This is a genomic window from Flavobacteriales bacterium (assembly GCA_020435415.1).
GTDB lineage: Bacteria > Bacteroidota > Bacteroidia > JACJYZ01 > JACJYZ01 > JACJYZ01.
This window is the reverse complement of sequence record JAGQZQ010000021.1, coordinates 17,183-41,119: the sequence shown is the minus strand read 5'-3', so window position 1 is coordinate 41,119 and position 23,937 is coordinate 17,183. Positions and strand designations below refer to the sequence as shown.

The window sequence follows — 23,937 nt, the reverse complement described above, 5'->3', positions numbered from 1 at the left end:
TCCAGTTGGTTACTTCCATCGATGGAGTGTACAAGTCAATGGAATTGACCAAGGCGAGCATACATGATGTGCATTACCTGGAGGAATTCAAATATATGGAAGACATGGAAGGCAGTACTGTTCTGGCTGACAGGGGGTATCTCTCAGCACCTAAACAACTGGAATTGTTTGAAGAAAACAAGATATTGATGGCCACACCCATGCGAAGGGGGCAACGTAATTATACCACCTATCCCAAAATCTTTAAAAGCAAGCGCAAACGAATTGAAACACTATTCTCACAACTTTGTGATCAGATGATGTTGAAAAGAAATTACGCTAAATCATTTAACGGTATAAGAGCCAGAATAATCTCTAAGATAGCTGCCGTAGCAGCACTACAAATGATCAATTGCCAGAATAATAGACCTGTCAATCACTTAAAACATGCTTTGGCTGACTAAGTGGTCAACGCGTTAACTACTAACTACTATCGACTATCGACTATCGACTAACTTCTTACCTTTGGTAGACTATGCAAGTGATAGACAGGGAACAGGAAAAGAAGGAAATCCTTAACAAGTACCGGGCACTGCTCAGGGACTGTCGCCGCAGTGTGACACGCCACGACAAGCAGCAGATCAGAAAAGCCTTCAACACGGCGATGGAAGCGCATATGGACATGCGCCGAAAATCGGGAGAGCCATACATCTTCCATCCACTTGCCGTTGCACGGATTGCCGCAGGTGAGATCGGCCTGGGTACAACGTCTGTTGTAGCAGCATTGCTTCATGACGTTGTAGAGGATACAGAGATCACGCTGGATGACATCCGGCGTTTGTTCAGCGGAAAGGTGGCCAGGATCATCGATGGACTCACAAAAATATCCGGCGTTACCGGCAACAGCTCTTCCATGCAGGCGGAGAATTTCCGGAAGATGTTGCTTACCCTGTCCGACGACGTTCGGGTCATCCTTATAAAACTTGCAGACCGGCTGCACAATATGCGTACGCTGGAATCTCTGGACAGAAAAAAGCAACTCAAGATCGCCTCAGAAACGCTTTACCTTTATGCTCCACTGGCACACCGCCTGGGACTGAATGCGATCAAAACCGAGCTTGAGGACCTCGGCCTCAAATACACCGAACCCGAAGTCTACAACTCCATCGAACAAAAGCTCATCGAGACACAAAAGGAACGGAACCGTTTCATCAATCGCTTCATTACCAAACTCAAGAAGCCACTCGACGAGCAACAACTGAAGTACAGCATCAAGGGAAGACCCAAATCCGTATTCTCTATCTGGAGTAAGATGAAGAAGAAGGGGATCCCGTTCGAAGAAGTATATGATATTTTCGCCATCCGAATCATCCTGGATTCGCAGGAAGATCAGGAAAAGGCCGACTGCTGGCGTGCTTATTCAGTGGTTACGGACTACTATCACCCTAACCCGGACAGGCTGCGTGACTGGATATCCACACCAAAGGCCAACGGGTATGAGTCACTCCATACAACCGTGATGGGTCCCGAAGGAAAATGGGTTGAGGTACAGATACGGACCGTACGAATGGATGAGATTGCGGAGAAAGGTTATGCCGCCCATTGGAAATACAAGGATAGCGTTTCGGAACATGCCCTGGAAGAATGGATCAGAAAAATCAGGGAGATGCTCGAAAATCCGGAACCCAATGCACTGGACTTCATCGACGACTTCAAACTTAACCTGTTTGCCGACGAAATATTCGTTTTCACACCGCGCGGAGAACTCAAAACGTTGCCATCCGGAGCCACCGCCCTGGACTTTGCCTTTGATATCCACACCGATGTGGGCTCTGCCTGCCTGGGCGCCAAGGTTAACCATAAACTTGTCCCGTTAAGCCATACACTGCGCAGTGGGGATCAGGTAGAGATCATCACCTCATCCAAACAAAAGCCCAAGGATGAATGGCTCAATTATGTGGTCACCGCCAAAGCCAAGTCCAAGATCAAAAACGTTCTCAAGGAAGAAAAGAGAAAGGTCGCAGAGGAAGGAAAGACACAGCTAAGAAAGAAGCTGGAAAGTATGGGACTGGAACCCAGCACCGGAAACATCAGCGAACTGCAACACCACTTCCGGGTCACCAGCAGTCTGGAGCTGTATTACCGCATCGCCATGAATGCGATCAACCTGAAAGACCTGAAGAAGTTCAAGGTGATGAATGGTCAGCTGCATTCACCAAGCAAATCTGGAAAAGGAACAAAAACGCTTGAAGAGATCGTAGCAGAAGCACGCGGCAAATCAGGGATGCTGGTGATTGGCGATCAGATGGACAAGATCGAATACAAATTGTCTCCATGCTGTAACCCGATCCCGGGTGACGACGTGTTTGGTTTTGTGACCATCAACGAAGGAATAAAAATACACCGGACCAATTGCCCCAACGCCATCGAGCTCATGTCGAACTATGCGTACCGCATTGTAAAGGCACGATGGATGGGTCAGGAATCCATTGCCTTCCTGGCAGGCATACGGATCACCGGAATTGACGAGGTGGGATTGGTGAACAACCTCACCCGGGTCATCTCCGATCAACATAACGTAAACATGCGTTCCATCAGTTTTGATACCATGGATGGCACTTTTGAGGGCACGGTGATGGTGTATGTGCACGATACGGACCATCTTACAAGTCTTATCAACCAGCTAAAGAAAGTACATGGCGTGCATTCCGTGGATCGGATCAGCTGAAGATGACAACACCATTACATTACCATTGAACACCCATTTTTTCGTACCTTCATGGCATTGATACAGCAATTTCCGAACGCGATGGGTTCAGAGGAAAAACAGATTCAGGAAACCGTTAAAAGTATATTTTCTGCTTTCCTGGAAAAGCATAGCCACAGAAAAACACCGGAGCGGTTTGCCATCCTGCACGAAATTTACACCCGGGAAGGCCACTTCGACATCGAATCGCTGTATGTTAAAATGAAGAATAAGAATTACCGGGTAAGCCGGGCCACACTCTACAATACCATCGAGTTACTGCTGGCCTGCAACCTGGTCAGGAAACACTTGTTTAAAAAGAACATTGCACAGTTTGAAAGCGCTTACAAATCAAAGCAACACGACCATCTGGTGTGTACCGAGTGCCATCAGGTCATCGAATTCTGTGACCCACGCATTCAAAACATCATGAACACCGTTGAAAAGATCACCGGCTTTCAGGTATTGCATCATGCACTGAACATGTACGGACTTTGTAAATCATGCGCCCAAACCAAGAATAATTAAACACCCCTTCACTTCCCATGACATTAAATTACAATATGACAGATGAAGGCGCTTTCGGCCTCATCACCATTCACGGAAAATTACTGGAACCACACGATGGAAAGGATCTCCTGGATGAACTGGCTGCCCAGATTGAAGAAGGCAAGACCCGTTTCATTGTGGACATGTCCGATGTTCCTCAGATGAACAGCTCGGGACTGAACCTCATGATACGCATGCTTACTAAAACACGGAACAACGGTGGTGAACTGATCGTTGTACACCTGTCTGACAAAGTGAAGGAACTTTACCTGACCACCAAGCTGAACGCCATATTCACGATCTGTGACACCCTTGAGGAGGCCAAAGACCTGTTCCAAAAACAAACTGAAAATATTTGAATGAAGATGAAAGCAGATGTATTACTCGGACTGCAGTGGGGAGATGAAGGCAAAGGAAAGATCGTAGATGTTCTGACCCCACATTACAACGTAGTAGCACGTTTCCAGGGCGGTCCCAACGCAGGCCACACCCTCGAATTCGATGCCTTCAAGCATGTACTACACACGATTCCTTCCGGCATATTTCATCCCGACGCAGTGAATATCGTTGGCAATGGTGTGGTCATTGATCCCGTCATTCTGTTAAAGGAAATCGAAAAGATCAGCGAACACGGTCACCCGGTATATGAACGTCTTTGCATCTCCCGTAAAGCACATCTCATCCTGCCCACACATAAGTTGCTGGATGCCGCTTCCGAAAAAGCCAAAGGGAAGGATAAGATCGGCTCCACATTGAAAGGCATCGGCCCAACCTATATGGACAAGACGGGTCGTAATGGTATCCGCGTGGGTGATCTGGCCAGTCCTTCTTTCAGGAAACGGTATGATGACCTGGTGGAAAAACACAGACAACTGCTGGCCTTCTTCGGCATAGATGACGACCTGGACAAGTTGGAAAAAGAGTGGTTCGAGGCCATTAAAATCTTTGATAAACTTAAACTTGTAGACAGTGAGCATGTCGTGAATGATCACCTGGACCGCGGCAAGAAAGTGCTGGCAGAAGGCGCCCAGGGCTCACTGCTTGACATTGAATTCGGCTCGTACCCGTTCGTAACCTCAAGCAATACGCTGGCTGCAGGTGCATGCACCGGTCTGGGTATCCCCCCATCACGTATCGGTGATGTTTACGGAATATTCAAGGCCTACTGTACCCGTGTGGGCAGTGGCCCCTTCCCCACCGAGCTGCTTGATGAAACCGGCGAGGAACTTCGGCAGACCGGTCACGAATTCGGTGCCACCACCGGCAGACCCAGACGTTGCGGCTGGCTGGATCTGGTGGCCCTGAAGTATACCATTATGCTGAATGGTGTCACCCATCTCATCATGACCAAAGCAGATGTACTGAGCAACTTCGACACGATCAAGGTATGCACGCAATACAAAGTCAACGGTGAACTGACCGACCGCTTCCCATACGACATCTGCAATGCGGAAATAGAACCTGTTTACCAGGATCTGCCCGGTTGGAAAACAGACCTCACCAAACTGACAGACCCCGGACAGTTACCCGGTGCCCTTCAGGGTTATGTGGAGTATCTGGAAGAGGCGCTTCAACTCCCGATCTCTATTGTATCGGTAGGCCCGGATAGAAGTCAGACGTTGATAAGACAGAGAATTCCGGCATAAAACATAAGGACATGAATCCAGGCGTATTTTCGCTCAGTCTTACCGTCAAGGACCTTCAGGCATCCAGGACTTTTTACGAAAACCTCGGATTCACAGTCTTTGCCGGTGATATGGAGAAGAACTACCTCATCATGAAGCATGGCCATGCCATCATCGGATTGTTCCAGGGTATGTTCGAAAAAAACATCCTGACCTTCAATCCGGGATGGGATGAAAATGCCAATAAGGTGGAGCCTTTCGATGATGTCCGGGACATCCAGAAGCAATTAAAAGCCAAAGGGATCAAACTGGAATCGGAGGTTGATGAGAGCACCACAGGTCCTGCGAGTTTTATTGTGCTGGATCCGGATGGGAACCCGGTGTTGGTGGACCAGCATGTTTAAGTGAACTTCGTTGAAGAAAGTTCTGTTCATAGTAACAACCGTCATCTTAGTCATCTGCTTCTCGCTGTTTTTAGCGATCTACTCCTTTCAGGAGAAACTTATCTTTTTTCCTCAGAAGTTAACGGAAGATCACCAGTTTCAATTTGAACAGCCGTTCGAAGAGTTAAGCATAAAAACAACCGATGGCACCGTACTAAACGGACTTCTGTTCAAGGCGAACACACCCAAAGGACTTATCATATACCTGCACGGAAACGCAGGTGCATTGGACACCTGGGGTAACGTTGCACAAACCTATACCGATCTTGGCTATGACCTTTTTATATTTGACTACCGGGGATATGGTAAGAGTCAGGGTCATATCACCAGCCAGGATCAGTTGTTTGAAGACAACCGAACGGTTTACAATGAACTGAAAAAGCGGTATCACGAAAAGGACATCATCGTGCTCGGATACTCCATTGGAACAGGAATGGCTGCCAAATTAGCTTCTGATAACAACCCACGGTTGTTAATCCTCCAGGCACCTTACTACAGCTTGACCGACCTGATGAATCACATGTTCCCGGTCATTCCAGCATTCATCCTGAAATATAAGCTTGAGACCAACAAATACCTCAAAGGTTGTGAGATGCCCGTCGTTGTTTTTCATGGGAACCAGGATGAGGTCATATACTACGGGGCTTCGTTAAAACTTCAGGAAGAGTTTAAGGCGCAGGATACACTTATCACTTTATATGGAATGGGGCACAACGGAATGACAGATAATAAATCATATCAGCATACCTTAAAAACCTTGCTGGATTAACCTGATACATCAAAGCACCGATAAATAATTCTTAAGTTTATCATTGGCACCTTGAATTTTTATGCACATATTAATTCCTTATATTTGATTCTCACCTGCCAACGCATGTCTACAAGCGAAATAAACCAATTGAAGCTTAATCTGATCGCTTGGATTAACCAACTTTCCGATGTCCGTATGCTTGCTTTTCTGGAAGGATTGAAAACTTCAAGATCAAAGGACGATTGGTGGGATCAGTTATCCACTGAACAACAGAACATAGTTCTGAGAGGAATAAAAGATGCAGATGAGAAAAATACCATTTCATCAGAGCAATTTTGGAAGCATTTGAAGGATGACTGAAAACACCAGAAGTACAGTTATCTGGACCAAAGCTTCCATGAACCATGCAATAAACATCAGAAGATATCTTAAAGAAAACTTCTCCGACACAGAAGTGAACAGCTTCTTCGAACTTCTTAACGCTTTTGAAGAAGCCATTTCCTACTTCCCTAAATTATACCCTACCTCCAGACAAAAGACAAGAATTCGGCGCGCAGTTATAAGTCGTGAGCTATCCGCCTTTTACCGGATTCGAAAGAATCAAATTGAAGTATTGGCTCTCATCGACAATCGCTGTGATCTTGCAAAGTGGTTGTGACACAATTATAAACCACGCGTCAGAATTCGAACACAACAAAAATTTGGTATAATTTTAGCACACGGTTCATCGAAATCGGGCTATGAATAAAACAAACCCTCATCGCAGTCTTTTCTTAAAAGGCATTGTCCTGATCATCATGGTATGCGTCTCACTGGTTGGTTTTGCACAAAAGCCAAAGGAGGTGCGCATCAAGCAGGCCGATGATCTACTCTTCGACCGCCAGCAAATAGGAAATGTACAACGGCTTGTGGGCAACGTAATCCTGGAACATGAAGGCGCCCTGCTCTCCTGTGATAGCGCCTGGCTGTATAGCGGCGCCAACCGGTTTCAGGCTTTCGGCCATGTGGTCATCAACCATAATGATACCCTTACGATCTCAGGAGATTCTCTGCTCTATGAAGGAAATACGCGCACAGCAAATCTTTATCACAACATCCGCCTGCAAACCCCCTCCTCCAGTCTTACCACCAACCGCATGATCTATCATACAGACAGCAAGCAGGCACTATATACCGGCGGTGGTGAGATCATTGATAAAGACAACCGCCTAAGGAGCCGCAGTGGTACCTATGACGCTAATTCCTCTACGTATTTCTTCAAAGACAGCGTAAAACTTTTCAGCAAACAATACGAGATCTCAACCGACACTTTGAAATACAACACCATCACCCACCGGTCCACCTTTCTGGGACCTACCTACATCGAAGGTGAAGGCAACACGGTGTACTGTGAGAACGGCTGGTACAATACACGCACCGATCAGCTTGAATACAACACCAATGTTTCCATCGCATCAGGAAATCAGCGCCTGAAAGGTGACAGCATCGTTTTCGACAAGAATACGGGGATAGGGAAAATATTCCGTCAGGTGGAGATCCTGGATACCGCACAGCATACACTGGTCAGAGGCGACTATGCAGAATACATGCAAAAGATGGACAGCAGTTTTGTGACCGGCCATGTTCTCCTGATCATGGTGATGGACAGCGATTCGTTATACCTGCATGCGGATACACTCCGAACCCGGGAAGACTCCGTCTCTCACAACAAAACCTTGTATGCCTATAACAAGGTCAGGTTCTACAAAAGCGACATGCAGGGCCAATGCGACTCCCTCATATACCGGGAAGCGGATTCAACCATTACGATGTATGGGAAGCCGGTCCTGTGGTCTGAAGAAAACCAGATGACCTCCGGCATTATCCGGCTTCGGCTTTGGGATGGAAAAGTTCAAAAGCTGTTAATGAATGAAGAAGCCATGATCATATCCCAGGAAGACAGCAGCCGGTTCAACCAGATCAAAGGCCGTGACATGACCGGCTTTTTTAATAAGAATCGCTTACACAAGATCAACGTGGTAGGCAATGGCCAAACCATTTACTTCGCCAAAAACGACAAGGAGGAGATGATCGGCGTGAACAAAGCCGAATGCAGCGACATGATGATCTTCATGAAGGAGAACAAGGTGAAGTCCATTACGTTTATCACACAACCTGATGCGACCCTGTTTCCCATCAACGATATCCCCCCGTCCGAACTTCGTCTGAAGAAATTCCGCTGGATGGAAAATGTCCGTCCTGCCAATCAAAATGATATCTTTCAATGGCCGGCGACCCTTTAAACAAAGCGCTGTCGGAATTCCGGGACCAATGCATTTTCAGGATAAATGAAAACCCCGGGAGACTGGAAAACTGTCTGGCACGGATTTCCGAAGACCAGCTTTGGCAGCGTCTCAACAACGTTACAAACTCCATAGGCAACCTGGTTCTACACCTTTGCGGCAATGCCCGTCAATACATCATCTCAGCCCTGGGAAACCAACCGGACATGCGTGAACGGGATAGCGAATTCAATACTGAAGCCGGTCCGCAAAAGAAGGTGCTGGTTGCCACATTCAACAAAACACTGGAAGAGGTGGTCGATGTCATCCAAAGTGCCTCAGAAAAAGACCTGTTAAAAACATACTCCGTGCAAGGCTTCACCATGAGTGGCATGGCCATGGTCATTCATGTCACCGAACATTTGTCATACCACATGGGGCAGATTGCGCTGCTTACGAAACTACTCACGGGAGAGGATCTGGGCTTTTATGCCAACATTGATCTCAACCAAAAGAACAAGCATGACTGACCCCCTCACCATCTTTCCGGTGTACAGATGTTATTCCAATCACAAACATTGGTTCCGGATCAGGTCGGAAACACAGTTTGATGAGATCACCATTACGGGAGACAAGCATACCCTATCCACCTTTACTGCAAGGACCTACCCGGACAGGGTTTTGATACAAGACCTGATTCATAATACCCACCACAATTGCCTGGAGGTTTCAGAAGCATCTTTCAATGAGCTGATGTCAAAGATCAAAAACTAAACATGTCCGATAATTGAAAGCAGGCATCCTGCCAGGATATGTATATTTGCCCGCAAACCATTCGTCCCATGAAAAAGATTCTGCTTCTCCTTTGCCTGACATTATCCACAATTTTACACGGTCAGGACCTCAAAGCCCTTGATAAATATATCGAACAGGTCCGCAAGGACTGGAACGTCCCGGGACTTTCCGTGGCCATCGTCAAAGATGGTAAAGTGGTGCTCGCCAAAGGATATGGCGTAAGAGAAGCAGGCAAACCCGAACCGGCAGACGAGCATACCTTATATGCCATTGCTTCGAATTCCAAGGCATTCACATCTGCTTGTATCGCGAAACTTGTTGATGAAGGCAAACTAAAATGGGACGATAAAGTAACAGACCACCTGCCCTGGTTCAAATTACACGATCCCTGGATCACAGCACACATCACCATACGTGACCTGCTCTGTCACAGGGTAGGCTTCAGAACATTTTCCGGAGACTTGCTCTGGAACTCAACCACCTATTCCAGAAAAGAGATCGTACAACGCGCCAGGTACCTGAAACCCACCTATGATTTCCGTGCCGGTTATGGCTACTCCAACATTATGTTCATCACCGCCGGAGAAGTGATCGAAGCGGTTACCGGTAAAAGCTGGGAAGCCTATGTCAGAGAAAATTTCTTCGGGCCGCTGAACATGAACGAGAGCGTCATGTCCACCAATGACCTGAAAGACAGGAAAGATGTAGCTGCCCCGCATGTAAACGAGAAAGGCGTACAAAAACCCATTGCATGGGAGAACTGGGACAATATGGGACCTGCGGGAGGGATCATCGCCAGCGTCAATGATCTTTCATCCTGGCTGAAAATGCAACTGAACCACGGCACCCTTAACGACCATAAGTTTTTCAGCGAAGAAACGCAGCAAACCATGTGGGAAGCACATAATGCTTTGCCTGTTTCAGGACGAAGCAAGGCGATGTATCCCAGCATTCATTTCCGCGCTGCTGCCCTGGGTTGGTTCACATTCGACTACAAAGGCGCCAAGGTGGTAAACCATGGCGGAGGATACATCGGCATGCTCTCACAAGTGGTCATGGTACCGGAAAAAAATCTTGGTTTTGTGATCCTTACCAATGCCATGGAAGGAGCACTCCAACCCATCATCTACAAAATTCTTGATAGCTATCTGGGCGGCGAGCAAACCGACTGGAATGCAAAAGCCCTGGAGCGTAAGAAGGAATACGAGGAAAGACTGGCTGACCAGGAAGAAGCCGAGCCCATCGAAACGCTACACAGTCTTCCCTTGCAGGCATATACCGGTACATACACAGGCGACCTTTACGGTGACGCCACCGTTACGTTAAAGGACGGGAAATTACACCTTCAAATGGAACCAACACCGGCCTTCCATGCACCGCTTACCCACAAACACTACGACACTTTCAATGTGTATTTTGCTGACTTCCCCTATTTACCCGAAGGTACGGTAACCTTCATCCTGAATGCCGATGGGCTGGTTGAAGAAATGAAGATATTCGTTCCCAACAACGACTTCTGGTTTGAAGAACTTGAGTTCAAAAAGAAACCGGCGGAAAAGTCCAAATAGATTGCTGCAAGGGGAAAATATGAATCAGGCCAACGTTTGAAAGGCCTGTCCAAACCAGTCACACAGATCCCCGGACAACAGTGATTCCTGGCTTTGACGCTGCAGAGCCAGGTCACCAGCCAGGCCATGTATGTAAACGCCCAGGAGGCAAGCCTCAAATTCAGAATAGCCCTGGGCAAGCAAACCCAGCAATACCCCGGTCAGGACATCACCGCTGCCCGCGGTGGCCATTCCCGGATTACCTGTAGAGTTAAAGAAGCAACGACCATCCGGACCAGCAGTGGCTGTTATACCTCCTTTGAGAATGACGAAAATCTGGTATTTGGCGGCAAATGATTTCAGACGTTGATAACGATCATGGTCACCGGATGAAACACCTGCCAATCGCTCAAATTCTCCCGGATGGGGCGTGAGGATCGTACCCGGCGGCAGGAACGACAGCCAGGTAGGATGCTCGGCCAGAATATTCAGTGCATCCGCATCCAGCACCAGCGGCACTTTGCATTCCTGGATCAGTACTTTCAGCACATTAGCCGTTTGGGTTTCCGTACCTATACCCGGTCCCATTGCGATGGCGCGATAGTGTGCCAGTGGCGGACATTGGGTCAGGAAATGCTCGTCTTCATCCGTTATTACCATGGCTTCCGGAACAACGGATTGCAAAATATCATATCCACACCGGGGAATGGCAGAAGTAAGCAATCCCGTTCCACTCCTCAACGCGGCCCTGGATGCAAGGACGGCCGCCCCGATCTTACCGTAGCTTCCGGCCAGTAAAAGGCTATGTCCATAGGTACCTTTATGTCCGAATCGCGCTCTCTGCCTGTAAAAGCCCCTCACTTCTCCTGCTTCAATGAAATGATCCTTCACAGCCACATCAGCCAGAAACGTGCGATCCAGGCCAATGTCCAGCACATGCCAGTCACCTGTGAAGTGCACACTGGATGAAAACATAAAAGCCAGTTTAGGCTGTTGAAAAGTAAGGGTATGACTTGCCCTGATGATATGCGCATCCTTCCGTTCGTCATTGTCATCACAGTACAAACCCGAAGGCAGGTCAATGGAAATAACCATCGCATCGAGGCTATTTATTTTATTGATCACCTCACCGGATACTCCGGAAATATCCCTATTGATGCCGGATCCAAATAACGCATCAACAATAACAGTACCGGGCTCAAGTGCAGGAAAATCATCGATACTCCGAATCTCTGCCAGGCCTATCTGTTTCATCGCCTCCACCCTGCCTTTGTTGACCACAAATTCCTCTGAACCGTTTTCAGAATGGCACAACACGAAAATGTCGATGTCCATATGCTCATCAGCCAGGATACGTCCCAGGGCCAGTCCATCGCCACCGTTGTTACCCATACCGCAAAAGATGGCGAATCTGGTTTTTTTAGGAAAATGACCTGTCACCCACTCAGCACACACATTGGCAGCGCGCTCCATCAGGTCGATGGAGGCGATGGGTTCATGTGAGATCGTATAGGCGTCAGCCTCTCTGATCTGCTGTGGACTTAATATTTTCATGAATTTGTAATACCTGCGGGATCACCAATTGGTGATCATTGTTACGAATAACATACTGGCTGCGTTGTTCCCGTTCCTCATCGGTCAGCTGATTTGCCAATCGGGAGCGAACCTCTTTTTCCATTGTTCCATCACGCTTCATCACGCGCTGAATCCTCAGAGACTCTGGTGCAGAAACGGTAATCATCACATCCATTTCCTTATGCGCACCGCTTTCAAAATGGATGGCAGCTTCCCGTATAACGTAAGATACATCATGGCGGGCTTCCAACCATTGCTTAAAATCAACGGCGACAGCAGGGTGCACCAGCATATTTAATTTCTGCAGCAATGCTGGATCTTTGAACACTTTCCCAGCCACCCATTTCCGGTTCATCAAACCATCGGGACCATAGGATTGTTCACCCAGAAGGGCTATGATCGATTGCTTCAGATCAGGATCGGTATCTGTCAATTTTCTGGCGGCATCATCAGAAAAATACACGGGCACACCCAGGGTCAGGAATATTTTTGACACCAGGCTTTTGCCGCTCCCTATCCCTCCGGTAAGACCTACTTTCAGCATTACTTACGAATCAGGAATTCAACCCTTGCCGGTTGAATGCGCACCGATCGGATAAAATCAGGGCTCTTCTCAAGGGTTACTTTCAGGGTTTTGTTTTCAGTCAACGCCTGTGTACCGAGGTCCACAATCGCCTCAAAATCTTCAGAACGAATCTCATCCATGTGACTGAGTCCTACAAGGTAGGTTACCCTAATTGAATCAGGGAATAACCTCAGGTTCACCGAATCCGCTTTTTGCTGCGACCTCACAGCCACCATACGACTGTCTTCTGTGAATGACTCAACGGGAATCTCTACCTTGACCTGACGCTGAGACACTTCATATGTTCCATTTACACTATCCACGTGAACGGATAGGACATGGCTATACGTTTCATGGACGTCATCAAGCATCAGTTTCTCCGTGAGCATTTCCGTAATACCTGCAATCACCACATTGGGTCCTGAAATGACTATGCTATCCGGTTGGATAATCAATTCATCTTTCAATTGAAACTGCTTTCTAAAGCGGATGTTTCCGTTGAACCGGATCGGAACTTTTTTTGAAATCCTGACATCATATCTTAGCCTGAGGGAATCGGGCTTCACATCTGAGACCCTTACCTGATCTCCCAGCAAATAGGAGAAATATGTAAGGTTTGCATTTGTAAGTATGTACATGTGGCCACGCTCATCTCTTCCGGCACGCATCCTCCCCAGATCAATATTCATCTTCAACAGGGAACCGCGCATCACCATGCCCAGCAGGTCAAAACCATTACCGTATACCTCCATCTCTGCACGATCCGGAAGTTTGTTCACCAACACCTTGTCTTCAGGCAACCCTTCATAGGTCAAACCCACCGTTAGCCGGGTAGTGAAATTATTGGAAAGTGTGATAAGGAGCCAGAAAAGCGCCGACAAAAGCAGGCAGGAAACAAACACATACATCTGCCGGTTCAGACGTCCTTTCTTCGCCGGTGGTTTATTTGACTTTCCCTTATTATCCCTGGCATTCATCTGACAACGGGCTTATCCGCCCTGCTTCATGCGTTCCGCGTCTTTTGCAAAATCAGCAGAGATGGCGCTACGTTCGATTTTCAGCCTGTTACCGCCTTCAACCTCAATCACCACTACCGTTTCTTTGATATCATTGATTTTTCCATGGATACCTCCGATGGTGATCACCTTGTCACCCACCTTCAGCGATTCACGGAACTTCTTTTGTTCTTTTGCCTTCTTCATCTGAGGCCGGATCATGAAAAAATAAAATACGACAAAGATCAATCCGAACATCAGAAGCATTTGAGAACCGCCACCCTCAGGCTTAGGAGCTTCCTGGAGAAAAAATACAAGCATTGAGTTATTCATAGTAACAAGTCTTATTTAAGAAGGTGCCCATTCATTAGATCACCCAAAAGGTTTTTACTGTTGTTCAGGCGCATTCACCTCGCCATAGATTTTGATAGTAGACCGGTTCGGCTGGGTATTGGCCATGACGGTCACGGTTTTTTCCTGGTGACCACTTTTGCCTTCACTGTTGAACACCACTTCAATTACACCGGTTTCTCCTGGCTTAATCGGAGCTGAAGGCCAGGTGGGAACCGTACAACCACAACTGCCTGTTGCATTTGAAATAATAAGGTCCGACTTACCAGTGTTTTTGAATGTAAATGATTTTTCTACTTTTTCTCCCTGGGAGATCGTTCCGAAATCATATTCCGGTTCATCCAGGGTCAGTGTTGGCAAAGAGGTCGGATCGCTTTCTTCTCCGGAGAGAGGGTTATTGACCAGGTCTGTAGACAGGTCCTGACTTTGATCACCACTTTCACCTGAATTGCAAGCGTAAACCATTCCGATAGCAAGGAATGCCAAAACGATTCTTTTCATAGTAATAGTAAATGAGGGTTAGTTAATTTCAAAGATACATTTCATTATTCTACCAATCCACGTCCGGTCTTCACGATCAGTTTCTGCATGCGTAACTCCCCGAGGATCTTATCCAGCACGCCGTTGACAAAGACCTTGCTCTTGGGCGTACTGTAGTACTTTGAGATGTCGATATATTCATTGAGGGATACCTTGACGGGTATGGTAGGAAACTTAGTGAATTCACATAAGGCCATTTTCATCAGCAACATATCCATCATGGCGATGCGATCTGCATCCCAGTTGCTGGTTTTATCACCGATCAGTTTTGAGAAATAGGCATTCCCTTCGATCGTTTCCCTGAAAAGGGACAGTACAAACTCCTTCTCCTCTTTGTCCAGCTCAAACCATCCTTCGTGGGGCAATTTATCTTCCGACGATTCCAGATCCTGGATTACTTTGATCACCTGAGCACAGGCAAAATCAAAATCATCCACCCAGAAAATACTGTCATCCTCAAACTGCTGCATAACACTTTCGGAAGGAGCGATCACCCCATTAATTAAGAAAACCGCCATGCGTTGGTCATCGGCATAGGTTACCTCACTGGCAGTCATATACTCTTTGAATCGGGAACTTTCCTTGAGGGTACTATACAGGCGTTTCACCACATTTTCATCTGCATTCCATCGTATGCGCCTTGTTGCCGGAAGTTCGGTGACTTCTTTCGCATTGCGGATCTGATTGATCACACGGTTTTGAACAAAACGCAAATTGGGATTTAGATCTTCGGCTGTAGGCAGGTATTTCAGGTGGGCATCGGTGAGTTGCTTTTCAGCATAATCGGCGATATCCAACATGAGGCGAAGTAGATTCAGATACAGATCCCAGGTCTTCTCTATGTTGGTCATCAGTTCCTTTTCACCAGCACGGGAATCCCGGCCGTCCGATTGCAAAAATGCATACAGGGATTGCATGACTTTCACCCTGAGATGTCTACGGTTTAACATACCTGCAAAGAACAAATCATTTTCGAATACTCAGATAATAGCTAATTTTGGCAATGCTGATCAGATATTTATCTTCTCAGGAAGCAACAAAAGTAAGGTATTTTTTAACACAAGCGGAGGGAGATTTCACAGGCGCTTCGGCAATCCGGTAACATGCGGTCATTACGCTATCTCAATAAGTATCTGGTAAAGTACAAAGTGCGCTTGCTGTTTGGCGCCTTCTTCGTTGCCATATCCAACGCCTTTGCCATTTTTCCGGCACAGATCATCCGTCATGCATTTGACCTGGTGGCCGAAACGATCCATACCTATCGCTTGTTTTCCGGTTTTGACCTGGCACAGGACCTTTATGGACATCTGGCTGCAGTCCTTCTTTTGTTTGGCGGGCTCATTGTAGGCATGGCCTTATCAAAGGGACTATTTATGTTTTTTATGAGACAAACGCTCATTGTTATGTCCAGGCTTATTGAGTTTGATCTGAAGAATGAGATTTTTGCTCACTACCAGAAACTCGACCTCGCTTTTTACAAACTCAACAATACGGGCGACCTCATGAACAGGATCAGTGAGGACGTTTCCCGGGTGCGCATGTACATTGGTCCGGCCATCATGTATACCATTAATCTCCTCTGTGTATTTGTTTTTGTGGTCAGCACCATGCTGTCTGTGAATGCAAGGCTCACGTTTTACGTGTTGCTTCCCCTCCCCATCCTTTCAGTGGTCATATACATGGTAAGCAGTCTTATCAATAAACGCAGCGAAGTGGTCCAACGCAAACTCTCCGGCATCTCCACATTTGTGCAGGAAGCGTTCTCCGGTATCAGGGTGCTTAAAGCCTATGTTCGGGAAGATGCATGGGAAAATAAATTCCGGACACACACCCAGGGATATATGGATGCCTCCCTGAGGCTGGTAACCATCAATGCGGCTTTTTTACCTGCCATGACATTACTGATCGGGATAAGCACATTACTTACCATATATATAGGTGGCCGGGAAGCGATCGCAGGAAATATTTCCCTTGGCAATATCGCCGAGTTCGTAATCTATGTGAATTTGCTCACATGGCCGTTCACCGCCGTTGGTTGGGTCACATCAATTATCCAGAGGGCAGCAGCCTCGCAGGAAAGGATCAATGAATTTCTAAAAAGCGAACCACAGGTGATAAATACCGGGACATTGGTTCCTGAAAAATTCGACATTGAGTTCAGAAATGTCAGCTTTACCTACCCTGACTCAGGAATCAAGGCGATAGACAACCTGAGCTTCAAAGTCAGAGAGGGTGGGTCACTGGCTATCACAGGAAAGACCGGATCGGGAAAATCCACCCTTGCCCAACTGATCTGTAGAATGTATGACACCAATGAAGGTGAGATACGAATCGGAGATATTCCTATCCGGGAGCTTGAGACAGGTTCATTACGCAAATCCATGGGCATGGTCCCTCAGGATGTTTTTCTGTTTTCAGATACCATTGCCAACAACGTCCGGTTTGGTTTAGATGAACCATATGAAGGAGATGTGGATCAGGCCATAGCTTCAGCCACCCGTACAGCCGGTGTGTATGACAACATCATGGAGTTCCCAAAAAAATTCGAAACCATCATCGGGGAACGGGGTATCACCCTTTCGGGTGGACAGAAACAACGGCTTTCGATTGCCAGGGCCATCATTCGAAATCCTAATATCCTGGTCTTTGATGATTGCTTATCTGCTGTGGATACTCAAACAGAGGAACATATTTTGCAAAACCTCCGCGAGGTTATCAAGAAACGAACCACTCTGATCATAAGCCACCGGGTCTCCTCTCTAAAAAATGCCGACCGTATCATTGTGATGGATCAAGGCCATATCATAGAACAGGGAAGCCATGATGAATTAATTGCACAAAAAGGGGCCTATGAACAATTGTATCAAAAGCAATTGAAAGAAGAGCGAAGCGTAGAAAAATAATGTGGACATAGAATCCGTTGCATAGGAGTTGGGCATTGGTCAATAGTTAATTGACATTAGACAACGGACATTTGATAATCGACCATAGAAATAAGGCCTTGAAAAAACTCCCGAACCCAGGTATTTTGTTGTCGGCGCCTCCAAAAAACATGTTAAAATTTAATCGCTTTGTCTATTTTGACAGGCAACGGCAGGCTTTCCAATTATTTCCAGTCGACCTTTCCGGCACATTCCGGTGTTCGTCCATTTTTGCCCCACCAATGAATATTTTTTCCAGATAAACATGGTTTTATAGAAAATAATATTTAAGTTTGCTCATCAAGTTTAACGAACACTACAGAATTGTTAACCAATTGTGAGAAAGATGGAAGATTTTGAAAACGACATGAAGCAGAATCAGGATGAGATTTTTTCTAAGGTAGTACGTGCAGGCAAGCGCACGTATTTTTTCGACGTCAAATCAACCAGGTCAAATGACTACTACCTGACGATCACAGAAAGTAAGAGACGGTTTAGCAATGAAGAAAACAAGTTCTTTTACGAAAAGCACAAATTGTTCCTTTACAAGGAAGATTTCGATAAGTTCAGTGATGGTCTCTCAGAAACGATCGGTAAGATTGTGGAATTACAATCCAGTCAGCCGGTAACACAGGAATCAAAGCCAAGGGAAGAAAAGCACGTTGAAAAAAGCAGCAACACGCCATTTTCCGATGTAAGCTTCGAAGATCTTGGTTCTGAAAAGGAAGAAGGCATATTGGCTGAAGAAACCGTAGATCGTAACTGATCTATCATCCGTAGATACTTCATCAAGAAAACCCATCCCGACATGTACGGGATGGGTTTTTATTTGCTTGCCGGTTAAAACCTGTGGAAATCAAAGGCAGCAGAGGCCGACTTATTAACAATTGTGCATAAAAATCCACCGGCAACATCACAGAATGTCTTAATTTTAACCTTCGGAGGAAAGTCTGCTTATCTCCGAAAATGAACTGGTTAAAACCACCAATCAACAATGAATATCACTTATTACGGTCATTCCTGTTTTTTGGTAGAGATCAGGGACATCAAGCTTTTGTTTGATCCCTTTATTACTCCGAATCCATTGGCCAAACATATCAACATTGATCAAATTGAGGCACATTACATCCTGGTGTCTCATGGACATGAAGATCATGTGGCCGATGCGTTATCCATTGCCAAGCGAACCGGTGCCACTGTGGTTTCGAATTTTGAGATCGCCACCTGGTTTTCCAGCCAAGGCATCACGGCATATCATCCGATGAACTTCGGTGGAAGAAAGACGTTTGATTTCGGCACAGTGCAGTATGTTGCTGCGATACACTCTTCCGTATTGCCGGATGGCACGTATGGAGGTAACCCCGGTGGCTTTGTCGTGGAAACCGGTGGAGACGACTTTTACTATTCAGGTGATACCGCACTGACCATGGACATGAAATTATACGGTGAAGGCAGGACACTCAAAACAACATTTCTTCCTATCGGTGATAATTTTACCATGGGCATCGATGACGCTTTAAGATGTGCTGAGTTCGTTGGCTGTTCCTCGATCGTAGGACTTCATTACGACACCTTCCCCTATATCGTGATCGATAAAGAAGTGGCGCAAAAGAAGGCAAAGGCCAAACAAATTGACCTGCATCTCCCTGGCATCGGAGACACCATCAAACTGTAAGAAAGGATTATATGGGAAAGATCATAGCAATAGCCAATCAAAAAGGAGGCGTAGGAAAAACAACCACCGCCATTAACCTGGCCGCGGGGCTGGCTGTGCTGGAACGCAAAACATTGGTCGTGGATGCGGATCCGCAAGCCAATGCGACATCAGGAATGGGACTTGACCCAAGAGAACAAAAAGCAAGTATTTACGAGTGCATCATCAACAATGCCAACCCTCAGGATGTCATCGTAAAGACAGAGACCCCTTACCTCGACCTGATCCCGGCGCACATCGACCTGGTCGGAGCAGAGATTGAAATGATCAACATGCCCCGGCGGGAGTATATGATGAAGGAGGTACTCACCCCCCTAAAGGATCAATACGATTTTATCATCATCGATTGCTCACCATCACTCGGACTGGTTACCATCAACGCACTTACCTGCGCAGACTCCGTGATCATCCCCATCCAATGTGAGTATTTTGCACTGGAAGGACTTGGCAAATTATTGCACACGGTGAAGATCGTTCAACAACGCCTGAACCCCGAACTCGCCATTGAGGGACTGCTTCTCACCATGTACGACGTTCGCCTGCGCCTGTCTAACCAGGTCGTAGAAGAGGTAAAAACCCATTTCCAGCAAATGGTATTTGACACCATCATTCAACGGAACACCAAACTCGGGGAAGCACCAAGTTTTGGCAAAACCATTATAATGCACGACGCAAGCAGCAAAGGTTCCCTCAATTACCTGAACCTTGCCAGAGAGATTCTGCAGAAAAATGAACTTACACGGATAAAAGAATCCGACAAAATCATAGACATAGCTGATGAGCAACGGTAAAAGAAACGCTTTGGGAAAGGGCCTCAGTGCTCTGCTGGAGAACGCAGGAACAGACATCACCATGGGCCCGGGTGATGCGGAGAAGGTGGTAGGATCGATCACACGGATTCCCCTCGACCAGATAGAAGCCAATCCCTTTCAACCAAGATCGGAGTTTGACCAGGAAAAGCTTGATGAACTGGCGGATTCCATTCGCGAACATGACATCATCCAACCCGTCACTGTTCGCAAGCTGGGTTACGATAAGTTTCAGCTTATTTCCGGTGAACGTCGTTTCCGGGCTGCACACCTGGCAGGCCTTAAGGATATTCCCGCCTACATCAGAGTTGCCAACGATCAGGCAATGCTCGAGATCGCACTGGTGGAAAATGTTCAGCGTGAAGACCTCGATCCCATTGAAGTCGCCATCAGCTGCAAACGCCTGGTAGATGAGTGCAGTCTTACCCAGGAAGAGGTGAGTGAAAAACTCGGAAAGAAACGCTCTACCATCGCCAACTATCTGCGCCTCCTGCATCTTCCCATTGAAATTCAACAGGCCATCCGCGATGGAAAGATATCCATGGGACATGCCCGCGCCATCGCCGGTGTACCCGATGAGGAGCAACAACTGAAACTATTCCAATCCCTGCTGAATCAACAACTATCTGTCAGAGATGCCGAGGCCATGGCCCGCGCCGTTTCCAAATCAAACCGGAGCAAAGCCACACCAAAACCACTCTCTTTCGAGTTACAGAAGGTGAGCGAAGAGCTTCGTCAGAATTTCGGCCCCAAAGCACAAATGACCATGCAGTCGGAAGGCAAGGGCAAGATCACGATCCCCTTCACATCCGAAGAAGAATTTACCGAATTGTTATCCAAACTTGGACTCGCCTGAACATAAATTGAAACCAGGCACATCTGGTAACCGACCTCCCCTGCGACTGATCACCCTGATCCTTATCGCGTGTGCAAGCCTGATCTCATATCCAACCTTTTCTCAGGATTTGAGTACACCGCGCTCCCACTCCCCGAGGAAGGCCGCCATCTTTTCTGCCGTTCTACCCGGTCTTGGACAAGCATATAACAGAAAATACTGGAAAATTCCCATTGTCTATGGTGGCCTGACAGGTATGTATTTTCTTACCCGCTACAATCACTCCCAATACAAATTATACCGGGATGAATACGTGGCACGTGTAAATCAAAACGTGAGCGCACAGGATCCGGAACTCAGCCTTATTCCTGATGACGGCTTGCTCGCCGCACAAGATAACTTCCGCAGATACCGGGACCTTGACATCATTGTCATGGGGCTGATATACGGCCTCAACATCATCGATGCCACTGTTGATGCGCATCTTTATACCTTTGATGTCAGCGATGACCTGAGCCTGAGATGGCAACCTTCATTTATTCCCTCATACGGGAGCGGCTTCAAGCCACTGGGCATGGCATTGACCCTGCGGTTATGATTTTTTCTTTTCTTTGAACCGAATATGAGTACACCAGTTATCAAACCAAGTGCAATTCCGTTATGAAAATCGCCATCATAGGCTATGGAAAAATGGGTAAAGTGATCCATGGGATCGCTGAGCAACGAGGTCATGAAATCGTTGCGACCATTGAAAAGAACAATGTCGATGATATGCAGAAGGACGCATTCAGAAGTGCCGAGGTTGCCATAGAGTTTACCCATCCGGATGCAGCGAAAGACAATATTTTGCAGTGCTTGAAAGTTGGTGTTCCTGTAGTCGTCGGTACCACCGGCTGGCTGAACGCCATGAACGACATTAAACAGGCCTGCACAGAATACGATGGAAGCGTTTTTCATGCCTCCAATTTCAGTATTGGGGTGAATGTCATGTTCCGGGTAAACAAGATGCTCGCACAATTGATGAAATCGCACAAAGATTATGATGTAACCGTAGAGGAAGTCCATCATATCCATAAAGCGGATGCACCCAGTGGTACGGCATTGACCATCGTCAACGGCATCCTTGATCACCTTGATCACAAAAAGGGATGGTGCATGGCCCCCGAAATTAAACGTGATCATCTTCAGGTCGCCGCAATCAGAAGATCTGAAGTACCCGGTACGCATACCGTCGTTTATGAATCTGAGATCGATACCATTGAGTTGAAACACACCGCCAAAGGCCGACAAGGTTTTGCATTGGGCTCGGTGGTTGCAGCAGAATGGCTTCCCGGCAAGAAAGGCGTATTTGGTATGGACGATCTCCTAAACTCCAATCTCTAATGGAATTTCTACTTTCAGGGCAAGGTATCCTTACCCTTTGTTTTACTTTGGGTCTGCACGTTGGGTTGTGGAAATTATTTCAAAAAGCAGGTCGTGCCCCCTGGGAAGCCCTGGTTCCGTTCTACAACATTTTTGTATGGCTGCAGATCATTAAGCGTCCGTGGTGGTGGTTCTTCCTGATCATCATGCCGGTCGTTGGCGTACTCATGATCGCCATCATCATCATTGAATTATTAAATGCCTTCGGAAAGAAAAAGTTTACCGATCACTTCTTCGGAGTCCTTGCGCCATTCATCTACCTACCTCTGGTAGGCTTTTCAAATGCAACCTTTACAAACCCCGGAGACCGGAGCGCACAAAAGAAAACCATTGCTCTGGAGTGGCGTGACGCCATCATCTTTGCCATCATCGCAGCTACGATCATCCGCACATTTATCATCGAAGCCTTTACGATTCCTACCCCTTCCATGGAAAAAACTTTGCTTACCGGAGATTTTCTCTTCGTAAGTAAAGCCAGCTACGGACCCCGGATCCCAAATACGCCGATCGCATTTCCTTTCGCTCACCATACCTTGCCTGTGGTGGATATCCCTGCCTATATCGACTGGAGTCCCATTCCCTACATCCGTATACCGGGCTATACCCGTATCAAGAATAATGATATCGTGGTCTTCAACTACCCCATGGAAACACGACCGGTAGATAAAAAGGAGAACTACATCAAACGCTGTATCGCTATTCCGGGGGACACCCTTCGCATTGACAACCGCCAACTATTCATTAACGGTAAAAAGGTAGACGACCCCAGAAATTCCCAATACACTTATACCGTACTTGCCAAGAAAGGAACACCTATCAACCCGAAAAGTCTGGAAGACCTTGGCGTTACTATCACAAACGGCGACCAGAGCGATGACTTTCACCGGCTGCCGGCTCCCAACCAGCCTGATGTGGATGCCTACGAGATCAATATGACCGAAGCAACCGCGGAAAAGGTGCGGACTTTCAATGGCATTCTGGACGTCAAAGCCCAATGCATGCCCAAAGGTGAGCAATCCGGATCATTCTTTCCCGGATCAATCAGCTTTAACTGGAATCTGGATAACTACGGTCCTCTGACCATACCCAAAAAAGGCGTCACCGTACCCCTGACTTCAGACAACTTCCCGCTATACGCCCGAATCATCCAGGTGTATGAAGGGCATGATCTCCAGGTGAAAGGAGAACATATCACCATTGATGGAAAGGAAGCGAACAGCTATACTTTTGACATGGACTATTACTTCATGATGGGTGATAACCGCCATAATTCGCTTGATTCCCGTTTCTGGGGATTTGTCCCGGAGGATCATATCGTGGGTAAAGCAGTGTTCATCTGGATGTCTATTGATTACCATGCATCCGGGCTTAAAAAAATACGCTTCAACAGGATGTTCAGCTTTATCAGCAGCGAAGGGGTTTCCAAGTCGTACTTCCTGTACTTCCTCGGGTTGGTGATATTGATATGGCTGGGAATGAAGATACGCAAGCGTAAAAAGGGAACGAGCTAGAAA

At 46.9% G+C, this 23,937-nt stretch carries 27 protein-coding genes; 21 read left to right on the top strand and 6 right to left on the bottom strand.

The window, feature by feature from the left end:
- The 13 genes from KDD36_05570 to KDD36_05510 form a co-directional block, all read left to right on the top strand.
- Nucleotides 1-443, top strand: a 443-nt coding sequence (locus tag KDD36_05570; protein ID MCB0396098.1) for a transposase, incomplete at its 5' end; no start/stop codon positions are given.
- 71 nt (nucleotides 444-514) lie between these two features.
- Nucleotides 515-2,707, top strand: a complete 2,193-nt coding sequence (locus KDD36_05565; protein MCB0396097.1) for a bifunctional (p)ppGpp synthetase/guanosine-3',5'-bis(diphosphate) 3'-pyrophosphohydrolase — start codon at nucleotides 515-517, stop codon at nucleotides 2,705-2,707.
- Between the two features lie 81 nt (nucleotides 2,708-2,788).
- Entirely contained in the window at nucleotides 2,789-3,253 is a 465-nt protein-coding gene (locus KDD36_05560) for a transcriptional repressor (GenBank protein MCB0396096.1), read from the top strand.
- A 17-nt stretch (nucleotides 3,254-3,270) separates the two neighbouring features.
- Complete coding sequence (locus KDD36_05555; protein MCB0396095.1) at nucleotides 3,271-3,633, top strand: STAS domain-containing protein; 363 nt, start codon at nucleotides 3,271-3,273, stop codon at nucleotides 3,631-3,633.
- A 6-nt stretch (nucleotides 3,634-3,639) separates the two neighbouring features.
- Entirely contained in the window at nucleotides 3,640-4,920 is a 1,281-nt protein-coding gene (locus tag KDD36_05550) for an adenylosuccinate synthase (protein ID MCB0396094.1), read from the top strand.
- An 11-nt stretch (nucleotides 4,921-4,931) separates the two neighbouring features.
- Nucleotides 4,932-5,303 (top strand): VOC family protein, encoded by a 372-nt coding sequence (locus tag KDD36_05545; protein ID MCB0396093.1) that lies wholly within the window; start codon nucleotides 4,932-4,934, stop codon nucleotides 5,301-5,303.
- A 22-nt stretch (nucleotides 5,304-5,325) separates the two neighbouring features.
- Entirely contained in the window at nucleotides 5,326-6,111 is a 786-nt protein-coding gene (locus tag KDD36_05540) for an alpha/beta fold hydrolase (GenBank protein ID MCB0396092.1), read from the top strand.
- Nucleotides 6,112-6,216: 105 nt separating this feature from the next.
- The gene (locus KDD36_05535) at nucleotides 6,217-6,453 is read left to right on the top strand and encodes a hypothetical protein (protein MCB0396091.1); all 237 of its coding nucleotides are present in this window, start codon (nucleotides 6,217-6,219) and stop codon (nucleotides 6,451-6,453) included.
- On the top strand, nucleotides 6,446-6,751 hold the full coding sequence (locus KDD36_05530; GenBank protein ID MCB0396090.1) for a type II toxin-antitoxin system RelE/ParE family toxin: 306 nt from the start codon (nucleotides 6,446-6,448) through the stop codon (nucleotides 6,749-6,751). The genes KDD36_05535 and KDD36_05530 overlap by 8 nt, the downstream gene beginning before the upstream one ends.
- A gap of 82 nt (nucleotides 6,752-6,833) precedes the next feature.
- Nucleotides 6,834-8,375, top strand: coding sequence for a hypothetical protein (locus KDD36_05525; protein MCB0396089.1), 1,542 nt, complete (start codon nucleotides 6,834-6,836; stop codon nucleotides 8,373-8,375).
- Complete coding sequence (locus KDD36_05520) at nucleotides 8,357-8,884, top strand: DUF1572 family protein (protein MCB0396088.1); 528 nt, start codon at nucleotides 8,357-8,359, stop codon at nucleotides 8,882-8,884. Before KDD36_05525 ends, KDD36_05520 begins: the two co-directional genes overlap by 19 nt.
- A complete protein-coding gene (locus KDD36_05515) occupies nucleotides 8,877-9,128 on the top strand; it encodes a hypothetical protein (protein MCB0396087.1) in 252 nt (83 codons plus the stop codon). The genes KDD36_05520 and KDD36_05515 overlap by 8 nt, the downstream gene beginning before the upstream one ends.
- Nucleotides 9,129-9,196: 68 nt before the next feature.
- On the top strand, nucleotides 9,197-10,717 hold the full coding sequence (locus KDD36_05510) for a serine hydrolase (protein ID MCB0396086.1): 1,521 nt from the start codon (nucleotides 9,197-9,199) through the stop codon (nucleotides 10,715-10,717).
- A gap of 24 nt (nucleotides 10,718-10,741) precedes the next feature.
- Here the strand turns inward: KDD36_05510 and KDD36_05505 are convergent, their stop codons facing one another.
- The 6 genes from KDD36_05505 to KDD36_05480 all read right to left on the bottom strand — a co-directional run bounded on the left by KDD36_05505 (nucleotide 10,742) and on the right by KDD36_05480 (nucleotide 15,672).
- Complete coding sequence (locus tag KDD36_05505) at nucleotides 10,742-12,250, bottom strand: NAD(P)H-hydrate dehydratase (protein MCB0396085.1); 1,509 nt, start codon at nucleotides 12,248-12,250, stop codon at nucleotides 10,742-10,744.
- Nucleotides 12,213-12,815 (bottom strand): dephospho-CoA kinase, encoded by a 603-nt coding sequence (gene coaE / locus KDD36_05500; GenBank protein MCB0396084.1) that lies wholly within the window; start codon nucleotides 12,813-12,815, stop codon nucleotides 12,213-12,215. Before coaE ends, KDD36_05505 begins: the two co-directional genes overlap by 38 nt.
- Entirely contained in the window at nucleotides 12,815-13,813 is a 999-nt protein-coding gene (locus KDD36_05495) for a hypothetical protein (protein ID MCB0396083.1), read from the bottom strand. Before KDD36_05495 ends, coaE begins: the two co-directional genes overlap by 1 nt.
- Nucleotides 13,814-13,825: 12 nt before the next feature.
- Nucleotides 13,826-14,152 (bottom strand): preprotein translocase subunit YajC, encoded by a 327-nt coding sequence (gene yajC, locus KDD36_05490; protein ID MCB0396082.1) that lies wholly within the window; start codon nucleotides 14,150-14,152, stop codon nucleotides 13,826-13,828.
- 66 nt (nucleotides 14,153-14,218) lie between these two features.
- Nucleotides 14,219-14,683 carry a DUF1573 domain-containing protein gene (locus KDD36_05485; GenBank protein ID MCB0396081.1) on the bottom strand — a complete coding sequence of 155 codons (465 nt, stop codon included), beginning with the start codon at nucleotides 14,681-14,683 and terminating at the stop codon, nucleotides 14,219-14,221.
- A gap of 44 nt (nucleotides 14,684-14,727) precedes the next feature.
- The gene (locus tag KDD36_05480; protein MCB0396080.1) at nucleotides 14,728-15,672 is read right to left on the bottom strand and encodes a transcription antitermination protein NusB; all 945 of its coding nucleotides are present in this window, start codon (nucleotides 15,670-15,672) and stop codon (nucleotides 14,728-14,730) included.
- A 153-nt stretch (nucleotides 15,673-15,825) separates the two neighbouring features.
- Here KDD36_05480 and KDD36_05475 point away from each other — a divergent pair, with 153 nt between their 5' ends.
- From KDD36_05475 to lepB, 8 genes are all read left to right on the top strand, one after another.
- Nucleotides 15,826-17,625, top strand: a complete 1,800-nt coding sequence (locus tag KDD36_05475) for an ABC transporter ATP-binding protein (GenBank protein ID MCB0396079.1) — start codon at nucleotides 15,826-15,828, stop codon at nucleotides 17,623-17,625.
- Between the two features lie 385 nt (nucleotides 17,626-18,010).
- On the top strand, nucleotides 18,011-18,409 hold the full coding sequence (locus KDD36_05470) for a DUF3276 family protein (protein MCB0396078.1): 399 nt from the start codon (nucleotides 18,011-18,013) through the stop codon (nucleotides 18,407-18,409).
- A gap of 228 nt (nucleotides 18,410-18,637) precedes the next feature.
- A complete protein-coding gene (locus tag KDD36_05465; GenBank protein MCB0396077.1) occupies nucleotides 18,638-19,318 on the top strand; it encodes a metal-dependent hydrolase in 681 nt (226 codons plus the stop codon).
- An 11-nt stretch (nucleotides 19,319-19,329) separates the two neighbouring features.
- The gene (locus KDD36_05460; GenBank protein MCB0396076.1) at nucleotides 19,330-20,148 is read left to right on the top strand and encodes a ParA family protein; all 819 of its coding nucleotides are present in this window, start codon (nucleotides 19,330-19,332) and stop codon (nucleotides 20,146-20,148) included.
- Nucleotides 20,135-21,022 (top strand): ParB/RepB/Spo0J family partition protein, encoded by an 888-nt coding sequence (locus tag KDD36_05455; protein ID MCB0396075.1) that lies wholly within the window; start codon nucleotides 20,135-20,137, stop codon nucleotides 21,020-21,022. The genes KDD36_05460 and KDD36_05455 overlap by 14 nt, the downstream gene beginning before the upstream one ends.
- 7 nt (nucleotides 21,023-21,029) lie before the next feature.
- Nucleotides 21,030-21,599, top strand: coding sequence for a hypothetical protein (locus KDD36_05450; protein ID MCB0396074.1), 570 nt, complete (start codon nucleotides 21,030-21,032; stop codon nucleotides 21,597-21,599).
- Between the two features lie 62 nt (nucleotides 21,600-21,661).
- Nucleotides 21,662-22,384, top strand: coding sequence for a 4-hydroxy-tetrahydrodipicolinate reductase (dapB, locus tag KDD36_05445; GenBank protein ID MCB0396073.1), 723 nt, complete (start codon nucleotides 21,662-21,664; stop codon nucleotides 22,382-22,384).
- On the top strand, nucleotides 22,384-23,934 hold the full coding sequence (gene lepB, locus KDD36_05440; protein MCB0396072.1) for a signal peptidase I: 1,551 nt from the start codon (nucleotides 22,384-22,386) through the stop codon (nucleotides 23,932-23,934). The genes dapB and lepB overlap by 1 nt, the downstream gene beginning before the upstream one ends.
- The last annotated feature ends 3 nt before the right edge of the window (nucleotides 23,935-23,937 follow it).

Coding starts and splice junctions, on each gene's coding strand:
- lepB (MCB0396072.1), top strand. CDS start 22,384: ATGGAATTTCTACTTTCAGGGCAAGGTATCCTTACCCTTTGTTTTACT.
- KDD36_05475 (MCB0396079.1), top strand. CDS start 15,826: ATGCGGTCATTACGCTATCTCAATAAGTATCTGGTAAAGTACAAAGTG.
- yajC (MCB0396082.1), bottom strand. CDS start 14,152: ATGCTTGTATTTTTTCTCCAGGAAGCTCCTAAGCCTGAGGGTGGCGGT.
- KDD36_05460 (MCB0396076.1), top strand. CDS start 19,330: ATGGGAAAGATCATAGCAATAGCCAATCAAAAAGGAGGCGTAGGAAAA.
- KDD36_05455 (MCB0396075.1), top strand. CDS start 20,135: ATGAGCAACGGTAAAAGAAACGCTTTGGGAAAGGGCCTCAGTGCTCTG.
- KDD36_05545 (MCB0396093.1), top strand. CDS start 4,932: ATGAATCCAGGCGTATTTTCGCTCAGTCTTACCGTCAAGGACCTTCAG.
- KDD36_05515 (MCB0396087.1), top strand. CDS start 8,877: ATGACTGACCCCCTCACCATCTTTCCGGTGTACAGATGTTATTCCAAT.
- KDD36_05480 (MCB0396080.1), bottom strand. CDS start 15,672: ATGTTAAACCGTAGACATCTCAGGGTGAAAGTCATGCAATCCCTGTAT.
- KDD36_05505 (MCB0396085.1), bottom strand. CDS start 12,250: ATGAAAATATTAAGTCCACAGCAGATCAGAGAGGCTGACGCCTATACG.
- KDD36_05510 (MCB0396086.1), top strand. CDS start 9,197: ATGAAAAAGATTCTGCTTCTCCTTTGCCTGACATTATCCACAATTTTA.
- KDD36_05535 (MCB0396091.1), top strand. CDS start 6,217: ATGTCTACAAGCGAAATAAACCAATTGAAGCTTAATCTGATCGCTTGG.
- KDD36_05470 (MCB0396078.1), top strand. CDS start 18,011: ATGAAGCAGAATCAGGATGAGATTTTTTCTAAGGTAGTACGTGCAGGC.
- KDD36_05495 (MCB0396083.1), bottom strand. CDS start 13,813: ATGAATGCCAGGGATAATAAGGGAAAGTCAAATAAACCACCGGCGAAG.
- coaE (MCB0396084.1), bottom strand. CDS start 12,815: ATGCTGAAAGTAGGTCTTACCGGAGGGATAGGGAGCGGCAAAAGCCTG.
- KDD36_05465 (MCB0396077.1), top strand. CDS start 18,638: ATGAATATCACTTATTACGGTCATTCCTGTTTTTTGGTAGAGATCAGG.
- KDD36_05560 (MCB0396096.1), top strand. CDS start 2,789: ATGGGTTCAGAGGAAAAACAGATTCAGGAAACCGTTAAAAGTATATTT.
- dapB (MCB0396073.1), top strand. CDS start 21,662: ATGAAAATCGCCATCATAGGCTATGGAAAAATGGGTAAAGTGATCCAT.
- KDD36_05550 (MCB0396094.1), top strand. CDS start 3,640: ATGAAAGCAGATGTATTACTCGGACTGCAGTGGGGAGATGAAGGCAAA.
- KDD36_05565 (MCB0396097.1), top strand. CDS start 515: ATGCAAGTGATAGACAGGGAACAGGAAAAGAAGGAAATCCTTAACAAG.
- KDD36_05530 (MCB0396090.1), top strand. CDS start 6,446: ATGACTGAAAACACCAGAAGTACAGTTATCTGGACCAAAGCTTCCATG.
- KDD36_05520 (MCB0396088.1), top strand. CDS start 8,357: ATGGCCGGCGACCCTTTAAACAAAGCGCTGTCGGAATTCCGGGACCAA.
- KDD36_05555 (MCB0396095.1), top strand. CDS start 3,271: ATGACATTAAATTACAATATGACAGATGAAGGCGCTTTCGGCCTCATC.
- KDD36_05525 (MCB0396089.1), top strand. CDS start 6,834: ATGAATAAAACAAACCCTCATCGCAGTCTTTTCTTAAAAGGCATTGTC.
- KDD36_05485 (MCB0396081.1), bottom strand. CDS start 14,683: ATGAAAAGAATCGTTTTGGCATTCCTTGCTATCGGAATGGTTTACGCT.